This is a genomic window from Bradyrhizobium sp. NDS-1 (assembly GCF_032918005.1).
GTDB lineage: Bacteria > Pseudomonadota > Alphaproteobacteria > Rhizobiales > Xanthobacteraceae > Bradyrhizobium > Bradyrhizobium tunisiense.
The window spans coordinates 7,237,053-7,252,033 of the sequence record NZ_CP136628.1 but is presented as its reverse complement, the minus strand read 5'-3'; the positions used below and the strand labels follow the sequence as shown (position 1 = coordinate 7,252,033).

Below are 14,981 nucleotides of genomic sequence, written 5' to 3'. Positions count from 1 at the left end.
ATGAATTCAGGGGGACGACGTCGAGATCGTGCAGCCGTTGACGGTGATGGTGCTGGCGCTGGTGGAGCCAGGCCCGCCCGCCGTCGACGACGAGCTCGATACGCTGCCGCCGCCGGCCTGCACATGCACCGACGATCCGCCCGCCGAGCTCGAGCTCGACAGCGAACCGCTCGACGACGTCGATCCGGTCGTGCCCGAGCGCGATGCGCCGGCCGCGGTGATGCTGCCGTCAGCGTGCTTCTCGACCGTGACTTTGCAGGTCTCGCCGGATGTCGTCTTCCCGGTCTTTTCCATGGTTTCTGCCGATGCAGCACCGCTCATCAGAGCCAGCGCCGTGATCGCAACGAGTGACTTCTTCATTGCGTGTCCTCCTCAACATGGACGAAGGGAGCGGCACATGGCCGCTCCCGGGATCGGACTAGTTCTTGTCCTTCTTCCACTCGTCCTTGTTGTGGCCCTTGCCCTTCTCGAGGCCCGTATCGCTGGCATGGCTACCGGACTTGCCGTCGCCCATGCCGGGCGACTTCGATGCGCCCGACTGACCAACGGTCGAGCCGCTGCCCGCAGCGGACCCGCCGGTGCCGACGCTGGACGAGCTCTTGCCGTCGCCGGCCGATGAGCCGCCGGTGCCGAGCGTCGAGGCCGAGCCGCTGCCCGAACCGCTGCCGGCCGCAGTGCCACCGGTCCCCACGGTCGAGCTGCTGGTGCCGCCGCCCGCCGACGAGCCGCCGGTGCCGAGCGTCGAGGCAGAGCCCGAGCCGCTGCCGCCTGCGGAAGAGCCGCCGGTACCGACCGTCGAGTTGCTCGTGCCGCCGCCGGCCGAAGAACCGCCGGTGCCGATCGTCGAGCTCGATTGCGCAACCGCGAGTGCAGTGCCGGCCAGCAGCGCGGCCGCAGCCGCAGAAAGCTTCAGGATCCTCATGTTGATCTCCTCCAGGGTTTCCAAAAACGAATTGCCAAATCAGGCTCGGGATAAATTGGCAACCGCTCAAACGTTCCTTTAGGTCGTGCACGCAGACGCGTTCTCTTCACGCCTTGGTCTCGCAGTTCCACGCGCAACGCGCGACGAGCACCGCGCATCGCGTCTATTCATCCAGCATTCATCTGCCGGAAGCTTCTCGTCTCTTGCCTCGCAATCACGCAACGCCGGCATCTCTCAGAATGCCCCGACCATCACTTGGCGTTCGAAGTGTCGATGCGAGGGCGTCGGGCGGGCCATGCGATTCGAGCGGACACCGGCTGCGTGCGTCGCGCCCTGTCGGGCTGGAGGCGCACTTTTCGTCTCCGCCTTCGATGTCTCAGCCATTTCCAGCGCGTCGCTCGCGGCATGGCTTGGCGCCCCGGCGGCGATCGGGGGCGGGGATGCCGCAGCGGCGATGCCGGCCGACGTGTCCAGGATGATCTTTTCAGGGAGGGCGTGGGCGGAACGGATTCGAATGATTGTCCGATCGACATCCGGGGCCGTGGACGCCGTCGCAGGCTGCGGCAGATTGCGATCGAGCACGAAGAGCAGCGCTATGACGAATGCGCCCGCAAAGGCAAAATATCGAATGATGGGCATCAGGCGCTACCGATAGACGAGCCAAGAGCAATTGCACGGGCGGGCCGCCGGCGACGGCCCGCCACGCAATGCGATCAGTCCACCTCTTGGACGACCATGCGGGTCTCGGGATCGACCAGCATGACGCGGCTACCCGAATAGACGTAGCGATATTTGGTAAGCGAGGGGCCCCAATCGCTCGGCACCGTCGCCAGCTCGACGTCGCGCGGCACTGGCGAGCCGATCACGATCCTTTCGCGCGTTTCGACCGGACGGACCTTGTGCTCGGTGACGTAAGACCGAATCCTGGTGCGATACTCCGGCTCGATCTGCACGGCAGCGCCATGGCCCGCACCGGTGGTGGTGACGACGGTGGATTGCGCCATCGCGCTCGTTGATACGAGCAGGGCGGCGGCTGAAATCAGCATGAACTTCTTCATCACGTTCTCCTTCGCCGCTACATGCGACGCAGCGATGAACTCGCCACTGGCATGGCCGTTCCGAGCGCGAACGGAACATTTGCTGGTTTTTCCCGTTTCTTTGCCGGGAGCAGTCACTGGAGGAGAGGACAATGCCCGTATTGATTCTCTGGGCCGTGCCGGCGATCCTGATTGTTGGCGGTGGCATCTATCTCATTGGCTATATGCATTGAACGTAACGGGGCCCCGGTTTCCGTGACGAAGAAATTGGGGTCCGCGCAATCTGCCTTGCCTATGAGTGCGGGCGATGAATCGGTGGTCGGCGATTTCCCGGTTGTCCCTCGGCTCGCCTTCGATGCAGCTCACAAGCTCATTGTAATCTGCTTCACATGCAAACGTGGCCAGCGAGGCTAGATGAACCCAGGCCTCGCCACCGCGTGGCCCAGTTCGGAGATGGCGATGTTGGCTGCACTGGCAAGGGCAATCTCCCGCGCGACGCGAACCAATTTCGACGTCGAAACTCTGAGGGTGCTACTGATTTTCGCCGGCGCGGGCCTGCTGCTTTCCCTCGTGGCCGCGATGATCTACCAGCAGGCGGCCAAAGCCTCCTTGGTGTGAGATCGCTCTGATCCGCTATCATCGAACCGTCACAGCTCTGTCATCCGCGCTCTACTGATCGCTGCTTCCTTCGCCGCGCATCGTGGAGGCTGACATGCATCTGACTGAGAAAATTTCGTCCGACCGGCGGTCGATCCTGAAGGGTCTGGCGGCCGCCGCCGTCACGTCGCTGGCGGCACCGGCCATGGCAGCCGAGGGTCTGACCGTCGAAGGTCTTCCGGCACAGCCGACTGGAGCGGCTGCCTCAATCGCCACCGACAAGGCCTATTGGGCGGACGTCAAGCGGCTCTACGCCGTCACGTCGGACGTCGTCAATCTGGAGAACGGCTATTGGGGCATCATGACTGAACCCGTGAGGCACGAGTTCATTCGCCAGTCCGACATGATCAATTATCAGAACACCTACTACGCGCGGCTGCGCGCGGGGAGAGATTTCGAGGCGGTGCGCGCCAAGGTGGCGGAAGCGGTCGGCGTGGCTGTGGAGGAGATCGCGCTCACCCGCGGTGCGACCGAAGCGCTGCAGCTCCTCATCGGCGGCTACAACAGGCTGAAGCCGGGCGACGCCGTGCTCTATGCCGACCTCGACTATGATTCGATGCAGTATGCGATGAACTCGCTCAGGGCGCGGCGCGGCGTCGACGTGGTCAGGTTCGACGTGCCGGAGCCCGCCACACGCCAGGCCGTGCTCGACGCCTATGCCCGCGCCATCGAGGCGAACCCGAGGACGAGACTTCTGCTCCTGACCCATGTCAGCCACCGCACCGGCTTGGTGATGCCGATCGCCGAGATCGCCCGCATGGCGAAGGCCAAGGGCATCGACACCATCGTCGACGCCGCGCATTCCTGGGGACAGATTGACTTCAAGGTGAGTGAGCTTGAGGCCGATTTCGTCGGCTTCAATCTGCACAAATGGATCGGCGCGCCGCTTGGCGTCGGCTTCCTCTACATCAGGAAGGACCGCCTTGCGGCCATCGATCGTGACATGGGCGACGAGGACTTCGCCGAGAGCGACATCCGCTCGCGCGTCCACACCGGCACGGTCAATTTCGCGACGGTGCTGACGTTGCCGACGGCCCTGGCGCTGCATCGGCAGATCGGCGCCGCCGCAAAGCAGGCCCGCCTGCGCCATTTGCGCGACTATTGGGTGAGCCGCGTCCGCGGATTCAAGGACATCGAGATCCTGACGCCGGACGAAGCCGGCTCCTACGGCGCGATCACCTCGTTCCGCCTCGCCGGCAAGACCAGCAAGGCCGACAACGAAACCATGGTGGTGAAGCTCCGCGACAGCCACAAGATCATGACGGTGCGCCGGGCCGGCGTCGCCAAAGGCCAGTGCATCCGCGTTACGCCGGCACTCTTCACCGACGAGGCCGATCTCGATCGCCTCGTCGAGGCGCTGGCGGTCGTCACGGGGACGAAGACGGGGTGAAGGCCGCGGACTTCTGGTCGTGCGGCGCGAGCTGATGTCAACGCCACCCCAGCGCGGGGGCCACGTGCTTCAGTATGGCCTCGATCGCATGCGCGCAGTAGTCGACGCCGAGCTGGTTCGGGATCGTCAGCAGCAACGTATCCGCCTCGGCGATGGCTTCGTCCTGCTTGAGTTGCTCGATCAGCACGTCGGGCTCGGCGGCATAACTCCGGCCGAAGATGGCCCGGGTCTGCGGGTCGATGAAGCCGATCTGGTCCTCGCCGCCGCGCTCCCCGCCGAAATAGGCGCGGTCGCGATCGTTCATCAGCGCGAAGATGCTGCGGCTGACGGAGACGCGGGGCTCGCGGACGTGGCCGGCTTCCTTCCACGCCGCGCGGTAGGTGCGGATTTGTGCGGCCTGCTGTACGTGAAAGGCCTCGCCCGTCTCGTCGTTCTTCAGCGTCGAGCTCTGCAGGTTCATGCCGAGCTTGGCCGCCCACATGGCGGTCGCATTCGAGCCGGCGCCCCACCAGATCCGCTCGCGCAAGCCCTGCGCATGCGGCTCGAGGCGCAGCAGTCCCGGCGGATTGGGAAACATCGGCTGCGGATTGGGCTCGGCAAAGCCTTCGCCGCGCAGGAGGTCGAGAAAGACTTCGGCGTGACGCCGTCCCATGTCGGCGTCGCTCTGGCCCTCGGCCGGCCGATAGCCGAAATAGCGCCAGCCGTCGATCACCTGCTCGGGCGAGCCGCGGCTGATGCCGAGCTGCAACCGGCCGCCGGCGATGAGGTCGGCGCTTCCGGCGTCCTCCACCATGTAGAGCGGATTCTCGTAGCGCATGTCGATCACGGCCGTGCCGATCTCGATCCTGCTGGTCCTGGCGCCGACGGCCGCAAGCAGCGGAAAGGGCGAGGCGAGCTGGCGCGCAAAGTGATGCACGCGAAAATAGGCGCCGTCGGCCCCGAGCTGCTCGGCCGCCACGGCCAGCTCGATCGATTGCAGAAGCGTATCGCTGGCAGAGCGGGTCTGCGATTGCGGCGAGGGCGTCCAGTGCCCGAAGGAGAGGAATCCGATCTTTTTCATGCGGGCAACATATGGACGAAGGGGAGAATTTGCGAGACGCCGGCCGAGGGAAAGAGCCGCGTGCCAGTAAGCGGCTCCTGGAGGAAGCAGGCACCGGCTCGGCTGCTTGTGGCGCCCTCAGATTTCGCAGCGGGCCAAATTCAGCGCTTTGAGCAAGCCGCCGAACGCCTTGAGCCGACAGGACTCGCTCTCGCTGGCGGCCTTTGCACGCTGAACATTGGCTGTTCGCTTGACGACAGCTGCTGTTGGCTTTGGCTTGGGCTTGGGCTTGGGAGGTTCGGCGGTGGCGACGGACTTCGGCTTGTTTCGCTGACGGACGATCGGCGCCGGCGCGGGCGAACCGACATGGACGTCCTGCGGAGCAACGGGGGTGTCGACCGACGTTGGCGCCATCGGCATCGCGCTGCTTACCGCGGCAACTTCGAGGCGATCCGCCTTCTCTAGCGCGTCATGCGTAGCAGAGATGCCTGTGCTTTCGGCAGGCGGCTGGACGATCGCGGCGGAGCGACGCGGTGGAGTGCTGAGCTCCATGGCTGACAGCATTCCCACGCTCAACAGGATGAGGAGGCCCAACAGCGCCATTCTCAGCATTACGCGCCTCTAACCCAAGTTAGCCCCCGCGGGAAATTCTCCGCGCCAATAAGGCAACTTTGCCGGCGGCCGCCGACCCACGGCGAATCATTTGCCGACAGGGTTAACGGCGGCGGTGCCGATGATCGCTGGCGGGTCTCTTTCGGTTCGTCGCGTGGGAGCTGCGACCCGTCGCTACCGTTCGACGCGTGACGCCCCGTGCCGGCGCAAGCCTGACCCGGGGCGGGTTCGCGGCCGCGAGCGGTGATTATCTTTCGCCTTCTTCCGCTTGCTCCCGCTCAAGGGCACTGATCAGCTTCCCAATGCGCTGCGTGGTCGTGGGGCTTTTCGCAGCCCGCAGCAGGCGCTTGGATTGCTCTAAACGAGAAGCGATCTGCTCCTGGCGCGCCAATTGGTCTTCCATCATCTGTTGTCCTCCACGGAGGAAGACGATCGGCAGGGCCAATGGTTCAAATCTGTTGTGTCAGCGCGCGTCGCTCCGCTGGATACTCGCGGCGCACCAGCCACAGGAATGGGTAAAGCCAAACGGCAGAGTTGAGAAACTGGAACAATATCTCGTTATGGTTGTTGTCATGCCGGATCCTCAGACGTGCAGGGTCGACGAGAAAAAGTCAGCAGAACAAAAATGGTAGGATCTCTGTCATCCCTCGCGGCTTTCGTACTCCTTGGAGCGTCGGTGATCGCTTTGCCGGCTTTTGCTCCAAAAGTGCAAGCGGATGAGCTTCAGGCACTGGCCAAAGGGGACCGGCTCGCAATCCAGGCCGCTTCAACGGACTGCTCGGCACAGGTCTGGCCGGACCTTACCACGTCCTGCTTGCGACACGCCGGTGCTGGAACGAAGATCCAGGAAGCTCGCCTCGTGACTGCCCGGCGTTAGATCGGTCGTCCGTCAGTCCGCTCTTGAGGGATCAGCCCAACCCTCCAGTGCTTCCCGTCCGACCCGCGTGGTCGTGATCAGGCCGTCGCGCCGAGACGAGATACCTGCTGACGCAGGCGAATTGGCTGGCCTTCTCCGCCCGAGAAGCGCAGCAATGGGTGCGGACGTCGGTCAAGGGCAATCGGCCTAGAGCATTGCGCGGGTGCCGAGACCGCTCGGGCCCCGCCGAGAGAGAGCGAGATCACCATGTCGACAGATCCAATCCAGGTGCCGAACGTTCTCGTCGTGGAGGACGAGATGATCCTGCGGATGCGTGCGGTCGACATCGTGGAGGATGCCGGGTTCTGTCCCATAGAGGCGATCAATGCCGACGAGGCGATCTCGGTTCTGGAGTCCCGATCGGACATCTCGCTGCTACTGACCGACATTCAGATGCCCGGCAGTATCGATGGCCTCAAGCTCGCCCATGCGGTGCACGAGCGCTGGCCCTCGATCAAGATCATTCTGGTGTCCGGCCAGGTGAAGCCGTCCGAGGCGGAACGGCCAGCGGACAGCAGATTTTTCGGTAAACCGCTCGGTGTCGAGCAAATGATCACCGAGCTTAAGGCCATGGTCGGCGCAGGTGCTTTGCAGATCGTTCCGACGGCAGGCGACTGGACGCCAAGTACGATATTTGACGCCGCGCGGACCGCTGCGCCCACCTCCCGGTCGGAGCAGGAGGCTTCTCTGTCTGCCGAGAACGACAGCCTTCGCTTGCTGCTCGAACAGGCCGAGATCGACGCAAGGGCTATGATCGTTCAGGCCGGTATCGATGCCGAGCAGCGAAGTGCCGCCGACAAGTTGCAGAAGCTGATCCTCGGAGAGCTGCATCATCGCGTCAAGAACACGCTTGCCATGGTGAGTGCGATCGCGTCCCAGAGCTTCCGCGGAGCGCCGAGCATCGAGCATGGACAGAAAGCCATGGAGGGCAGGCTGCTCGCCTTGGGGCGAGCCCATGATCTCCTGATGCAGGTGAGTTGGGCCGATGCGAGCTTGACCCACACGCTGAGCAGCGCAACGGAGCCCTACGACAGTCAGGGAGACCGACGCTTCCACTTCAATGGACCGGATATAAGGATTACCTCCGTCGCCGTCATTGCGCTTGCGATGACGTTCAACGAACTGTGCACCAACACCACCAAGTTCGGCGCGCTGTCCGTCCCGACAGGCCGCGTCGAGATTTCGTGGGCGATTGATGAGGTGAAGCAGAGGCTTCGCCTTGTCTGGACCGAAAGGGGCGGCCCCCCGGTCGAACCGCCAACACGCCGGAGTTTCGGCACCCGGATGATGGGGTCTCTCGGCCAGCAACTGACGGGGCAGGTGAGCCTCGCATATGAACGGAGCGGATTCGTTTACGCACTGGACGTGCCACTCGGCTCGGTCGTCGCGGCAGCGTGAGCTTGGGCCTGCGAGAGATCTAGGTTTCGGTCGCGGGATCGACGGCAAGTCGTGCGTGCGGCGCTCCAGCCGAGCCGGCATCACTTGCCGGCCGATCACCTGAGACCAGCAAAAAAGGCCGCGGTTTGCACCGCGACCTTTTGAATTCACTCGCTTCGCCGCTCAGTAGGTGCCGATACCGACACTTACGCCCGGAGCGCGGAAGCCAACGCCGCTGCGTTCCTCATAGCCGCGCCGCTCGAGGTAGCGCTCACGAGGTGCATATCCGTAGGCATCGCGGCCTTCGCGGATGATGACGCGTCTTTCGCTGCGCTCGCGCCAGCACCGTCCGTCTTCGTTGCAGACCATGCGAACGTTTTGGAGGCTGCTCTCCGGCGCGGACGACGTGCTGAGGGTAAGCGGTGCTGCCGAAGCAGCCGTCACGATGAGTGTACTGGCTGCGGCTGCCAAGACTGTGAATATTCTCATGAAGTATCTCCTGAATGAAGCTTGTGTCAGTGAGCCAATGGACTCGAGGAACAATGGTTCCGCGAACGTAAGAAGAAACTCTTCCATGTGCGAGTAAGCGGCAAACGGACGCGATTGCCCCGGAACGGAACTCGGAGCGAATTGGATTGCGTCGCCTATGGCGGTCCAGATCAGATGGTCGGCCTGTCGTCCGGCCGCACGTCCTTGGCTTTTTCCTCGGCTAGGAGGCGCAACAGCGTCTGATGCCGTGCTTCATCGCGCGACGGGTCACCTTCACTGATGGCGATGAGCTTCTCATAACGTCTGATGTTTTCGTGGTTTACGTAATTCTTCATTGCGCCCTCCGGCAGTTCAGCAGCGTGGCGCGCTCACGCTGACATCAGCCACCCCTTGCGCACGCGATGCAAGGTCTATTTTGGGCCGATGACCAGATGCCTCAGCGGCGCTGTCCCTTAATGACGGTTCGGGATATTCACGCAGCTTCTTGATTCGTATTCGCGCTCGCTGACCGCCGGTATTGGAAAGCACGTAGGTCGAGCAGGATCATCTAGGACCGCCCCGGCACGGCTTCGGCCCCGATAGCTGCAACAAGCTCGGGCGCGAGGTGAGCGGACAAGCGCTGAATGATGTTGAGCAACTTCAGGATTTCCTGCTCACGCAAGGCGTCAATCTTGTTGTGCAACAGTTCGATTTCGAGTTCGGCCTTCACATTGATTCGATAGTCGTGCTCGGCATGTCTGCGGTCAATCTCGGATTGACGATTCTGGCTCATCATGATGATGGGCGCCGCGTATGCTGCTTGGAAAGAAAGGACCAGATTCAGCAAGATAAAGGGATAAGGGTCCCAACTCTCAATCAATGCTGTCGTGTTCAGAATGATCCAGAGGCCGAGTAGTCCGCTCTGGATGATGATGAAGCGCCAGGAGCCGACCGTTTCGGCAACCCGGTCGGCCAGCATTGCTCCCGGCGTTAGAGCAGGTTTGGGTATGTTGCGAGCCGGCTTTTGCGCACGAAGTTCCTGCAACCGCTGCTCATCCTCGAGACTTAGGTGTATTTTGTGGCTTTGCTCACTGGTCATTTGCATCCCCGGTAAAGAGAGATCCAGGCGCCTGAGCGCCCTTCATTGCTCGCCGCTCAGTTGGCGGTCATCCTAGACCAGTCCGTGACTATGTCACTTATTGGCCGGCGCCGATTCGCCAGGGCGAAGCTGGCGACGTCCGGTTTGGAAGCCAGAGCGGACGCGCGGGCTAGTGAATCGTGACTGCGCGCCCGGGCTTATCCGGCATTGCCTGATGCCCGGCTGGGTTGGCGAAGCCGTGCCGCCTCAGGCGTAGGCCACCCACCCTCGGAACGTGAATCCGGTATAGAACAGGGTCGGCTCGGAGAAGCCGGCATCGCGCAAAACCGCCTCGTCCTGCGCGGGCTCCAAAATTTCCAGGTGGTTGGTGACGGCGTTTCGCGCGGCCGCGGCCTTGTCGGGCTCGACGCCGGAGGCGGCCAGGAACGCGGAGTACCGCGATAGCCACAGCGGACGTTCCTTCTCGCCGTCGGGCGCGCTCAAATGCGCGACCACGAAGGCGGCGCCCGGTTTGAGCCGGCGGCGGATTTCCGAGGCAATGCGGCGTCGCTCCGCGACGTCCACGAAGTGCAGGGTGAGCAGGCAGCTGGCACCGTCGAACGGTCCCTGCGGCGCGTCGTCGATATAGCCCTGATGAAGATGTGCGCGCGATGCGAGCGGGCCCAGGGTTTGCCGGGCGAGCGCCAGCATCGCCGCAGACGGATCCACGCCGTCGAAACGCCAGGCGGGCTGCGCCTGCGCAAACGTCTTCAACTCGAGGCCGCCGCCGGCACCGAGCACGAGGATCCGTGCATCCTCACGCGCGCGCTCGGCCAGCAGGATCGCCGCCATCGACAGCATGGAATTGTAGCCGGGAACGAAGCGCGGCGGTCCCTTGGTGTAGGTCGCCACCGCTTGCGGATCGGAGAACATATCTTGAATGCTGGTCATTGCGTTGTCCTTGCTGAAGCCGGCATCAGGCGTGATGCGCGCTGATGCCTTGAAGCTTGCGGGAGCCGAGGCGCTTGCGAAAATCCTCGCTCAGCATCGCCAGCGTCACCTCGCCGAGCCGCGACAGCAGCAGAGCCTCGGCATCGTGAAAGGCTTGGTCGAGCGCGGCGTTGACGGCCTGCTCGACGAGGCAGCCCGGCGCCTCCGTGCGATTGCCCATGGCCAGCAGCGAGGGACTGCCGAGCGCGTTGTAGACATCGCGCAGCGTCACCTTCGACAGGTCGCAGGCAAGCGTCCAGCCGCCGCCATGCCCCTTCTCGGAGCGGACGTAACCGAGGTCGCGCAGCCCGGCCATGATGCGGCGGATCACCACCGGGTTGGTGTCCATGGCTTTCGCAAGGGTCTCGGACGTGAACGGGCCGGGTTGTTGCTTCATGTGCAAGAGCACATGGAGCACGCCGGACAGCCGGGAATCTCGTTTCATGTAACTCTATATGTTACGTGATGCTCAAATGTCAAATGGCCAAGGCCCGATGACAATCCCCCGATTTTGCTGCGCGCTAACCCATTGATCCCGCTCATGCCGGCTACTGTGCATGGGGTTGTTTTCGACTTTTTTGTTTCGGTGAGCCCAAGGACCGAGGCCGCCATGCTGATTTGTCACGGTGACGCCGCCGCGCGCGAGGACAACAATCAGCCGGACACCGCGTGGACTTTTTGTCCCTCACCTCGCGCGGCGCCGGTTTTCATCCATCCATTTTTTGGAGGCGCATCATGCAGGTTTACAATGTGGTGAAGTTCAGGGTGAAGCCGGGCGAGGAAGCCGCCTTCCTCGACGCGCACCGGAACGGCAAGGCCAAATGGCCTGGCCTCGAGCATGGCGTCATCATCAAGACCGGCGAGCAGACCTTCTGCCTCATCGGCACATGGTCCAGCCAGGATGCGCTGCTCGCGGCACGACCAGCAATGATCAAGACCCTCGATAGTTTCAGGTCGGTGCTCGAGGACCAGGGCAACGGCCGCGGTGTGACGGATGCCGTTTCGGGCGAGGTGGTGCTCGGTCTCTAGCAGGCGATCGGCCCGCTACTTCATCACCCGCAGGCCCTTGGTCGTGAACCGCTGGGTCTTGTCGCCCGTACGGACCGGACGCCTTGTGCCGGCGGCCTTGCCGGTGCCGGGCGGCTGGTGCGCGGGCACGAGCTGGTGCGGCTGCGAGCCGATCAGGTCGCGGCGGCCCATCTCGATCAAGGCCTCGCGCAGCACGGGCCAATTGTCGGGGTCGTGGTAGCGCAGGAACGCCTTGTGCAGGCGGCGCTGGCGCAGGCCCTTGATCGCCTCGACCTTGTCGCTGCCGCCGTGCCGCACGCCGCGGAGGGGATTGACGCCGGTGTGATACATCGCAGTCGCGGTCGCCATCGGCGAGGGCAGGAAGGTCTGCACCTGGTCGGCGCGATATCGGTTCTTCTTGAGCCAGAGCGCGAGGTTCATCATGTCCTCGTCGGTCGTGCCCGGATGCGCCGCGATGAAATAGGGGATCAAATAATATTTCTTGCCGGCCCGCTCGGCCGCTTCGTCGAACATCCGCTTGAACTTGTTGTAGGCGCCGATGCCCGGCTTCATCATCTTGTCGAGCGGGCCGCGTTCGGTATGTTCGGGCGCGATCTTCAAATAGCCGCCGACGTGATGGGTGACGAGCTCCTTGATGTATTCGGGGCTCTCCACTGCAAGGTCATAGCGCACGCCCGAGGCCACCATCACCTTCTTGATGCCCTTGGTCTCGCGCACCTTGCGATAGAGCCTGATGAGATCGTCATGCGAGGTGTTCAGGTTCGGGCAGATCTCGGGGAAGACGCAGGACGGCCGCCGGCACGCGGCCTCGACCTTCGGGTCCTTGCACGCCATCCGGTACATGTTGGCGGTGGGGCCGCCGATGTCGGAGATGACGCCAGTGAAGCCCGGAGTCTTGTCTCGGATTTTTTCGATCTCGCGCAGGATCGAGCCTTCCGAGCGATTCTGGATGATGCGGCCCTCGTGCTCGGTGATCGAGCAGAAGGTGCAGCCGCCGAAGCAGCCGCGCATGATCGTCACCGAGAACTTGATCATGTCCCAGGCCGGGATCTTGGCGTCGCCATAGGACGGATGCGGGGCGCGCGCATAGGGCAGATCGTAGACCGCGTCCATCTCGTCGCTGGTCAGCGGGATCGGCGGCGGATTGAGCCAGAGATCGCGGTCGCCGTGACGCTGCACCAGCGGCCGCGCATTGCCGGGATTGCTCTCCCGGTGCAGCACGCGTGACGCGCGGGCATAGGCTTCCTTGTCCTGCTCGACCTGCTCCAGCGCCGGCAGCCGGATCACGGTCGCGCCCTTCTGGCGGGTTGCGCCTTCGTCGGCGGAATCGAGATCGTCGGCGTGCAGCTCGGAGTAATCTTCAGGCACGCGGCGGAACAGCGCGACGCCGCGGATGTCGTTCAGCTCACGCGGCGCTTCACCGGCGGCGAGCCGCTGCGCGACTTCGACCACGGCGCGCTCGGCGTTGCCATAGAGCAGCAGGTCCGCCTTGGCGTCGGCAAGCACCGAGCGGCGCACCTTGTCGGACCAGTAATCGTAGTGCGCGATCCGGCGCAGCGAAGCCTCGATGCCGCCGAGCACGATCGGCACGTCCTTGAACGCCTCGCGGCAGCGCTGCGCATACACCACGGTGCAGCGGTCCGGCCGCTTGCCGCCTTCGCCGCCGGCCGTATAGGCATCGTCGCTGCGTATGCGGCGGTCCGCGGTGTAGCGGTTCACCATGGAATCCATGTTGCCGCCGGTGACCCCGAAGAACACTTTTGGCTTGCCCAATGCCTTGAACGGCTCGGCCGAGTGCCAGTCGGGCTGGGAGATGATGCCGACCCGAAAGCCTTGTGCCTCCAAAAGGCGGCCGATGATGGCCATGCCGAAGCTGGGGTGATCGACATAGGCGTCCCCGGTCACCAGCACGATGTCGCAAGCGTCCCAGCCGAGCGCGTCCATCTCGGCGCGGCTCATCGGGAGGAACGGTGCCGGCTTGCGCGGCCGGGCCTGAGCCATCAGGGGCTTTGCGGCGGTGATGATCTGGGTGTCCATGGGGCGTAGGCATAGGACTCCGGGCCTGCGAATACAACCGACGGACGCGTGAAAGATCGCGGTTCCCCAGCCGCCCATGCGCTGCGTTAACGGGTTCGCCAGCGCCTACCGTCTCCTCCCCGACCAGCGGCGGCAGGTGTGTGACGCCGTCCACATAACAGCCGGTGCCGTCGCGTCATGCTCACTCCAGTCCTCTAGGAGAGCCCCATGTTGCTGGTCGATGCGCTGCTGATCCTGGCGATGTTGTTCTTCCTGTTCCTGCCGATCACCGATCGTCGGACGGTGCGGATGAGGCTCTGCATGCTGTGCGCGCTGCTCGCGGTGTTCTCGCTCTCGATCACCCGCACCCCCATCGTGCCGGTTCTCCTCGCTAGCACCTCCGCGCCTTCCGGAATGGTGCGCGTGCCTCATATGCATATGGACGAGCCGTCGTCGGGGTTCTCACCGCCGCAGACATCGGATATCCGATTGATCCATGGGCAAGGGAACCTCTGACGGCGGTCGTGGCGCGAGCACCGGTGCATCACCGTCCACGCACGCCTGGCTTGGCGCGGTCGCGCTGATCGGCTTCATCCTGGTGGCGACCGCGCAGGCCTCCAATCAAATTCTGGCGCGCGGACTTGCCGGCTCGGTCCCGCCCTTCGCGCTCGCCTTCTTCCGCTGGAGCATCGTCGCCATCGGGCTCGCGCCGATCGCGCTCAAGGAGATCCGCGATGGCCGCGTGACGCTGGCCGGGAGCATCTGGCCCATCCTCGCTGCCGGATTCATGGGCATGTTCCTGTGCGGCGGTCCGGTCTATGCCGCGGGCGTATCGACGACGGCGATCCACATCGCGCTGATCATGGCGCTGTCGCCGATCACGGTGCTGCTGATTTCGGCCGTGCGCGGCATCGAGCATGTCGGCCCGCTGCAATGGCTCGGCACGGCACTCGCGCTCGCCGGTGCGCTGCTGATCATCTCCGGCGGCCATCCGCAGACGCTGATCGAGCTTCAGACCGCGGCAGGCGACGGCCTCGTCGTGATCGCCATGCTCGGCTGGTCCGGCTACACGCTGCTGCAATCGCGCGCCGCGCCGAAGGCCTCGCTGTTGGCACGCATCAGCCTGTTCTCCGGCGCGGGCGCGCTGTTCTCGCTGCCGCTCGCGGCCATAGAGATGTGGGCGTCGCCGGGGCAGGTCTTCAGCACCAAGGCGCTCTCGGCCTATGTCTTCGCCGGGATCGTTCCCGGCCTGCTCGCCTATGCCGGCTTTGCCTGGCTCGGCGGCAAGTTCGGCTCGGTGCGGACCTCGCTCGTGCTCTATCTCGGGCCGATCGCGAGCGCGCTGCTGTCTTTCGCCATCCTCGGCGAACCGCCGAAGCTGATCCATCTCTTCGGCGGTTTGCTGATCCTGGGCGGCGTCTGGGCCAGCCTCCGCCGCTAGTTCCATCCG

General features: G+C 64.0%; 19 protein-coding genes. 6 read left to right on the top strand and 13 right to left on the bottom strand.

Annotation, left to right across the window (positions count from 1 at the left end; translation table 11 throughout):
* Positions 1-6: 6 nt before the first annotated feature.
* From RX330_RS33885 to RX330_RS33870, 4 genes are all read right to left on the bottom strand, one after another.
* Positions 7-360, bottom strand: a complete 354-nt coding sequence (locus tag RX330_RS33885; protein WP_317241385.1) for a hypothetical protein — start codon at positions 358-360, stop codon at positions 7-9.
* 58 nt (positions 361-418) lie between these two features.
* Positions 419-922, bottom strand: a complete 504-nt coding sequence (locus RX330_RS33880) for a hypothetical protein (protein ID WP_317241384.1) — start codon at positions 920-922, stop codon at positions 419-421.
* 234 nt (positions 923-1,156) lie between these two features.
* Positions 1,157-1,561, bottom strand: coding sequence for a hypothetical protein (locus tag RX330_RS33875; RefSeq protein ID WP_317241383.1), 405 nt, complete (start codon positions 1,559-1,561; stop codon positions 1,157-1,159).
* A gap of 74 nt (positions 1,562-1,635) precedes the next feature.
* Entirely contained in the window at positions 1,636-1,980 is a 345-nt protein-coding gene (locus tag RX330_RS33870) for a DUF1236 domain-containing protein (RefSeq protein WP_212084354.1), read from the bottom strand.
* A 438-nt stretch (positions 1,981-2,418) separates the two neighbouring features.
* On the opposite strand from RX330_RS33870, the gene RX330_RS33865 reads away from it, so the two are divergent.
* Positions 2,419-2,577, top strand: coding sequence for a hypothetical protein (locus tag RX330_RS33865; RefSeq protein WP_317241382.1), 159 nt, complete (start codon positions 2,419-2,421; stop codon positions 2,575-2,577).
* A 94-nt stretch (positions 2,578-2,671) separates the two neighbouring features.
* A complete protein-coding gene (locus RX330_RS33860) occupies positions 2,672-4,006 on the top strand; it encodes an aminotransferase class V-fold PLP-dependent enzyme (RefSeq protein WP_317241381.1) in 1,335 nt (444 codons plus the stop codon).
* A 37-nt stretch (positions 4,007-4,043) separates the two neighbouring features.
* Here RX330_RS33860 and RX330_RS33855 read toward each other — a convergent pair whose 3' ends face one another.
* The 3 genes from RX330_RS33855 to RX330_RS33845 form a co-directional block, all read right to left on the bottom strand.
* The gene (locus RX330_RS33855) at positions 4,044-5,066 is read right to left on the bottom strand and encodes an LLM class flavin-dependent oxidoreductase (RefSeq protein ID WP_317241380.1); all 1,023 of its coding nucleotides are present in this window, start codon (positions 5,064-5,066) and stop codon (positions 4,044-4,046) included.
* A gap of 117 nt (positions 5,067-5,183) precedes the next feature.
* Complete coding sequence (locus tag RX330_RS33850; RefSeq protein ID WP_317241379.1) at positions 5,184-5,657, bottom strand: hypothetical protein; 474 nt, start codon at positions 5,655-5,657, stop codon at positions 5,184-5,186.
* A gap of 247 nt (positions 5,658-5,904) precedes the next feature.
* Positions 5,905-6,063 (bottom strand): hypothetical protein, encoded by a 159-nt coding sequence (locus RX330_RS33845; RefSeq protein WP_317241378.1) that lies wholly within the window; start codon positions 6,061-6,063, stop codon positions 5,905-5,907.
* Positions 6,064-6,831: 768 nt separating this feature from the next.
* On the opposite strand from RX330_RS33845, the gene RX330_RS33840 reads away from it, so the two are divergent.
* Positions 6,832-7,971 (top strand): HWE histidine kinase domain-containing protein, encoded by a 1,140-nt coding sequence (locus tag RX330_RS33840; RefSeq protein ID WP_317241377.1) that lies wholly within the window; start codon positions 6,832-6,834, stop codon positions 7,969-7,971.
* 162 nt (positions 7,972-8,133) lie between these two features.
* On the opposite strand, the gene RX330_RS33835 is transcribed toward RX330_RS33840, so the two are convergent.
* From RX330_RS33835 to RX330_RS33815, 5 genes are all read right to left on the bottom strand, one after another.
* Complete coding sequence (locus RX330_RS33835; protein ID WP_317241376.1) at positions 8,134-8,439, bottom strand: hypothetical protein; 306 nt, start codon at positions 8,437-8,439, stop codon at positions 8,134-8,136.
* A gap of 170 nt (positions 8,440-8,609) precedes the next feature.
* Positions 8,610-8,774: a hypothetical protein gene (locus RX330_RS33830; RefSeq protein ID WP_212084368.1), complete on the bottom strand. Its 165-nt coding sequence runs from the start codon at positions 8,772-8,774 to the stop codon at positions 8,610-8,612.
* Between the two features lie 212 nt (positions 8,775-8,986).
* Positions 8,987-9,517 carry a DUF1003 domain-containing protein gene (locus RX330_RS33825; RefSeq protein WP_212084376.1) on the bottom strand — a complete coding sequence of 177 codons (531 nt, stop codon included), beginning with the start codon at positions 9,515-9,517 and terminating at the stop codon, positions 8,987-8,989.
* Positions 9,518-9,763: 246 nt separating this feature from the next.
* Positions 9,764-10,429, bottom strand: coding sequence for a class I SAM-dependent methyltransferase (locus tag RX330_RS33820; protein WP_317241375.1), 666 nt, complete (start codon positions 10,427-10,429; stop codon positions 9,764-9,766).
* Positions 10,430-10,472: 43 nt separating this feature from the next.
* Positions 10,473-10,931: an Rrf2 family transcriptional regulator gene (locus RX330_RS33815; protein ID WP_317241373.1), complete on the bottom strand. Its 459-nt coding sequence runs from the start codon at positions 10,929-10,931 to the stop codon at positions 10,473-10,475.
* A gap of 290 nt (positions 10,932-11,221) precedes the next feature.
* Here RX330_RS33815 and RX330_RS33810 point away from each other — a divergent pair, with 290 nt between their 5' ends.
* Positions 11,222-11,515: a DUF718 domain-containing protein gene (locus tag RX330_RS33810; protein WP_317241372.1), complete on the top strand. Its 294-nt coding sequence runs from the start codon at positions 11,222-11,224 to the stop codon at positions 11,513-11,515.
* A gap of 15 nt (positions 11,516-11,530) precedes the next feature.
* Here the strand turns inward: RX330_RS33810 and RX330_RS33805 are convergent, their stop codons facing one another.
* Positions 11,531-13,552 (bottom strand): YgiQ family radical SAM protein, encoded by a 2,022-nt coding sequence (locus RX330_RS33805; RefSeq protein ID WP_317241371.1) that lies wholly within the window; start codon positions 13,550-13,552, stop codon positions 11,531-11,533.
* 207 nt (positions 13,553-13,759) lie between these two features.
* Here RX330_RS33805 and RX330_RS33800 point away from each other — a divergent pair, with 207 nt between their 5' ends.
* Positions 13,760-14,047: a hypothetical protein gene (locus tag RX330_RS33800; RefSeq protein WP_317241370.1), complete on the top strand. Its 288-nt coding sequence runs from the start codon at positions 13,760-13,762 to the stop codon at positions 14,045-14,047.
* Positions 14,028-14,972 carry a DMT family transporter gene (locus tag RX330_RS33795; protein WP_317241369.1) on the top strand — a complete coding sequence of 315 codons (945 nt, stop codon included), beginning with the start codon at positions 14,028-14,030 and terminating at the stop codon, positions 14,970-14,972. Before RX330_RS33800 ends, RX330_RS33795 begins: the two co-directional genes overlap by 20 nt.
* Positions 14,973-14,981 lie beyond the last annotated feature (9 nt).

Bases quoted from the DNA above. Each gene is read 5' to 3' on its own strand.
- RX330_RS33885 (WP_317241385.1), bottom strand. From the start codon at position 360: ATGAAGAAGTCACTCGTTGCGATCACGGCGCTGGCTCTGATGAGCGGT.
- RX330_RS33880 (WP_317241384.1), bottom strand. From the start codon at position 922: ATGAGGATCCTGAAGCTTTCTGCGGCTGCGGCCGCGCTGCTGGCCGGC.
- RX330_RS33875 (WP_317241383.1), bottom strand. From the start codon at position 1,561: ATGCCCATCATTCGATATTTTGCCTTTGCGGGCGCATTCGTCATAGCG.
- RX330_RS33870 (WP_212084354.1), bottom strand. From the start codon at position 1,980: ATGAAGAAGTTCATGCTGATTTCAGCCGCCGCCCTGCTCGTATCAACG.
- RX330_RS33865 (WP_317241382.1), top strand. From the start codon at position 2,419: ATGTTGGCTGCACTGGCAAGGGCAATCTCCCGCGCGACGCGAACCAAT.
- RX330_RS33860 (WP_317241381.1), top strand. From the start codon at position 2,672: ATGCATCTGACTGAGAAAATTTCGTCCGACCGGCGGTCGATCCTGAAG.
- RX330_RS33855 (WP_317241380.1), bottom strand. From the start codon at position 5,066: ATGAAAAAGATCGGATTCCTCTCCTTCGGGCACTGGACGCCCTCGCCG.
- RX330_RS33850 (WP_317241379.1), bottom strand. From the start codon at position 5,657: ATGCTGAGAATGGCGCTGTTGGGCCTCCTCATCCTGTTGAGCGTGGGA.
- RX330_RS33845 (WP_317241378.1), bottom strand. From the start codon at position 6,063: ATGATGGAAGACCAATTGGCGCGCCAGGAGCAGATCGCTTCTCGTTTA.
- RX330_RS33840 (WP_317241377.1), top strand. From the start codon at position 6,832: ATGATCCTGCGGATGCGTGCGGTCGACATCGTGGAGGATGCCGGGTTC.
- RX330_RS33835 (WP_317241376.1), bottom strand. From the start codon at position 8,439: ATGAGAATATTCACAGTCTTGGCAGCCGCAGCCAGTACACTCATCGTG.
- RX330_RS33830 (WP_212084368.1), bottom strand. From the start codon at position 8,774: ATGAAGAATTACGTAAACCACGAAAACATCAGACGTTATGAGAAGCTC.
- RX330_RS33825 (WP_212084376.1), bottom strand. From the start codon at position 9,517: ATGACCAGTGAGCAAAGCCACAAAATACACCTAAGTCTCGAGGATGAG.
- RX330_RS33820 (WP_317241375.1), bottom strand. From the start codon at position 10,429: ATGTTCTCCGATCCGCAAGCGGTGGCGACCTACACCAAGGGACCGCCG.
- RX330_RS33815 (WP_317241373.1), bottom strand. From the start codon at position 10,931: ATGAAACGAGATTCCCGGCTGTCCGGCGTGCTCCATGTGCTCTTGCAC.
- RX330_RS33810 (WP_317241372.1), top strand. From the start codon at position 11,222: ATGCAGGTTTACAATGTGGTGAAGTTCAGGGTGAAGCCGGGCGAGGAA.
- RX330_RS33805 (WP_317241371.1), bottom strand. From the start codon at position 13,552: ATGGACACCCAGATCATCACCGCCGCAAAGCCCCTGATGGCTCAGGCC.
- RX330_RS33800 (WP_317241370.1), top strand. From the start codon at position 13,760: ATGTTGCTGGTCGATGCGCTGCTGATCCTGGCGATGTTGTTCTTCCTG.
- RX330_RS33795 (WP_317241369.1), top strand. From the start codon at position 14,028: ATGGGCAAGGGAACCTCTGACGGCGGTCGTGGCGCGAGCACCGGTGCA.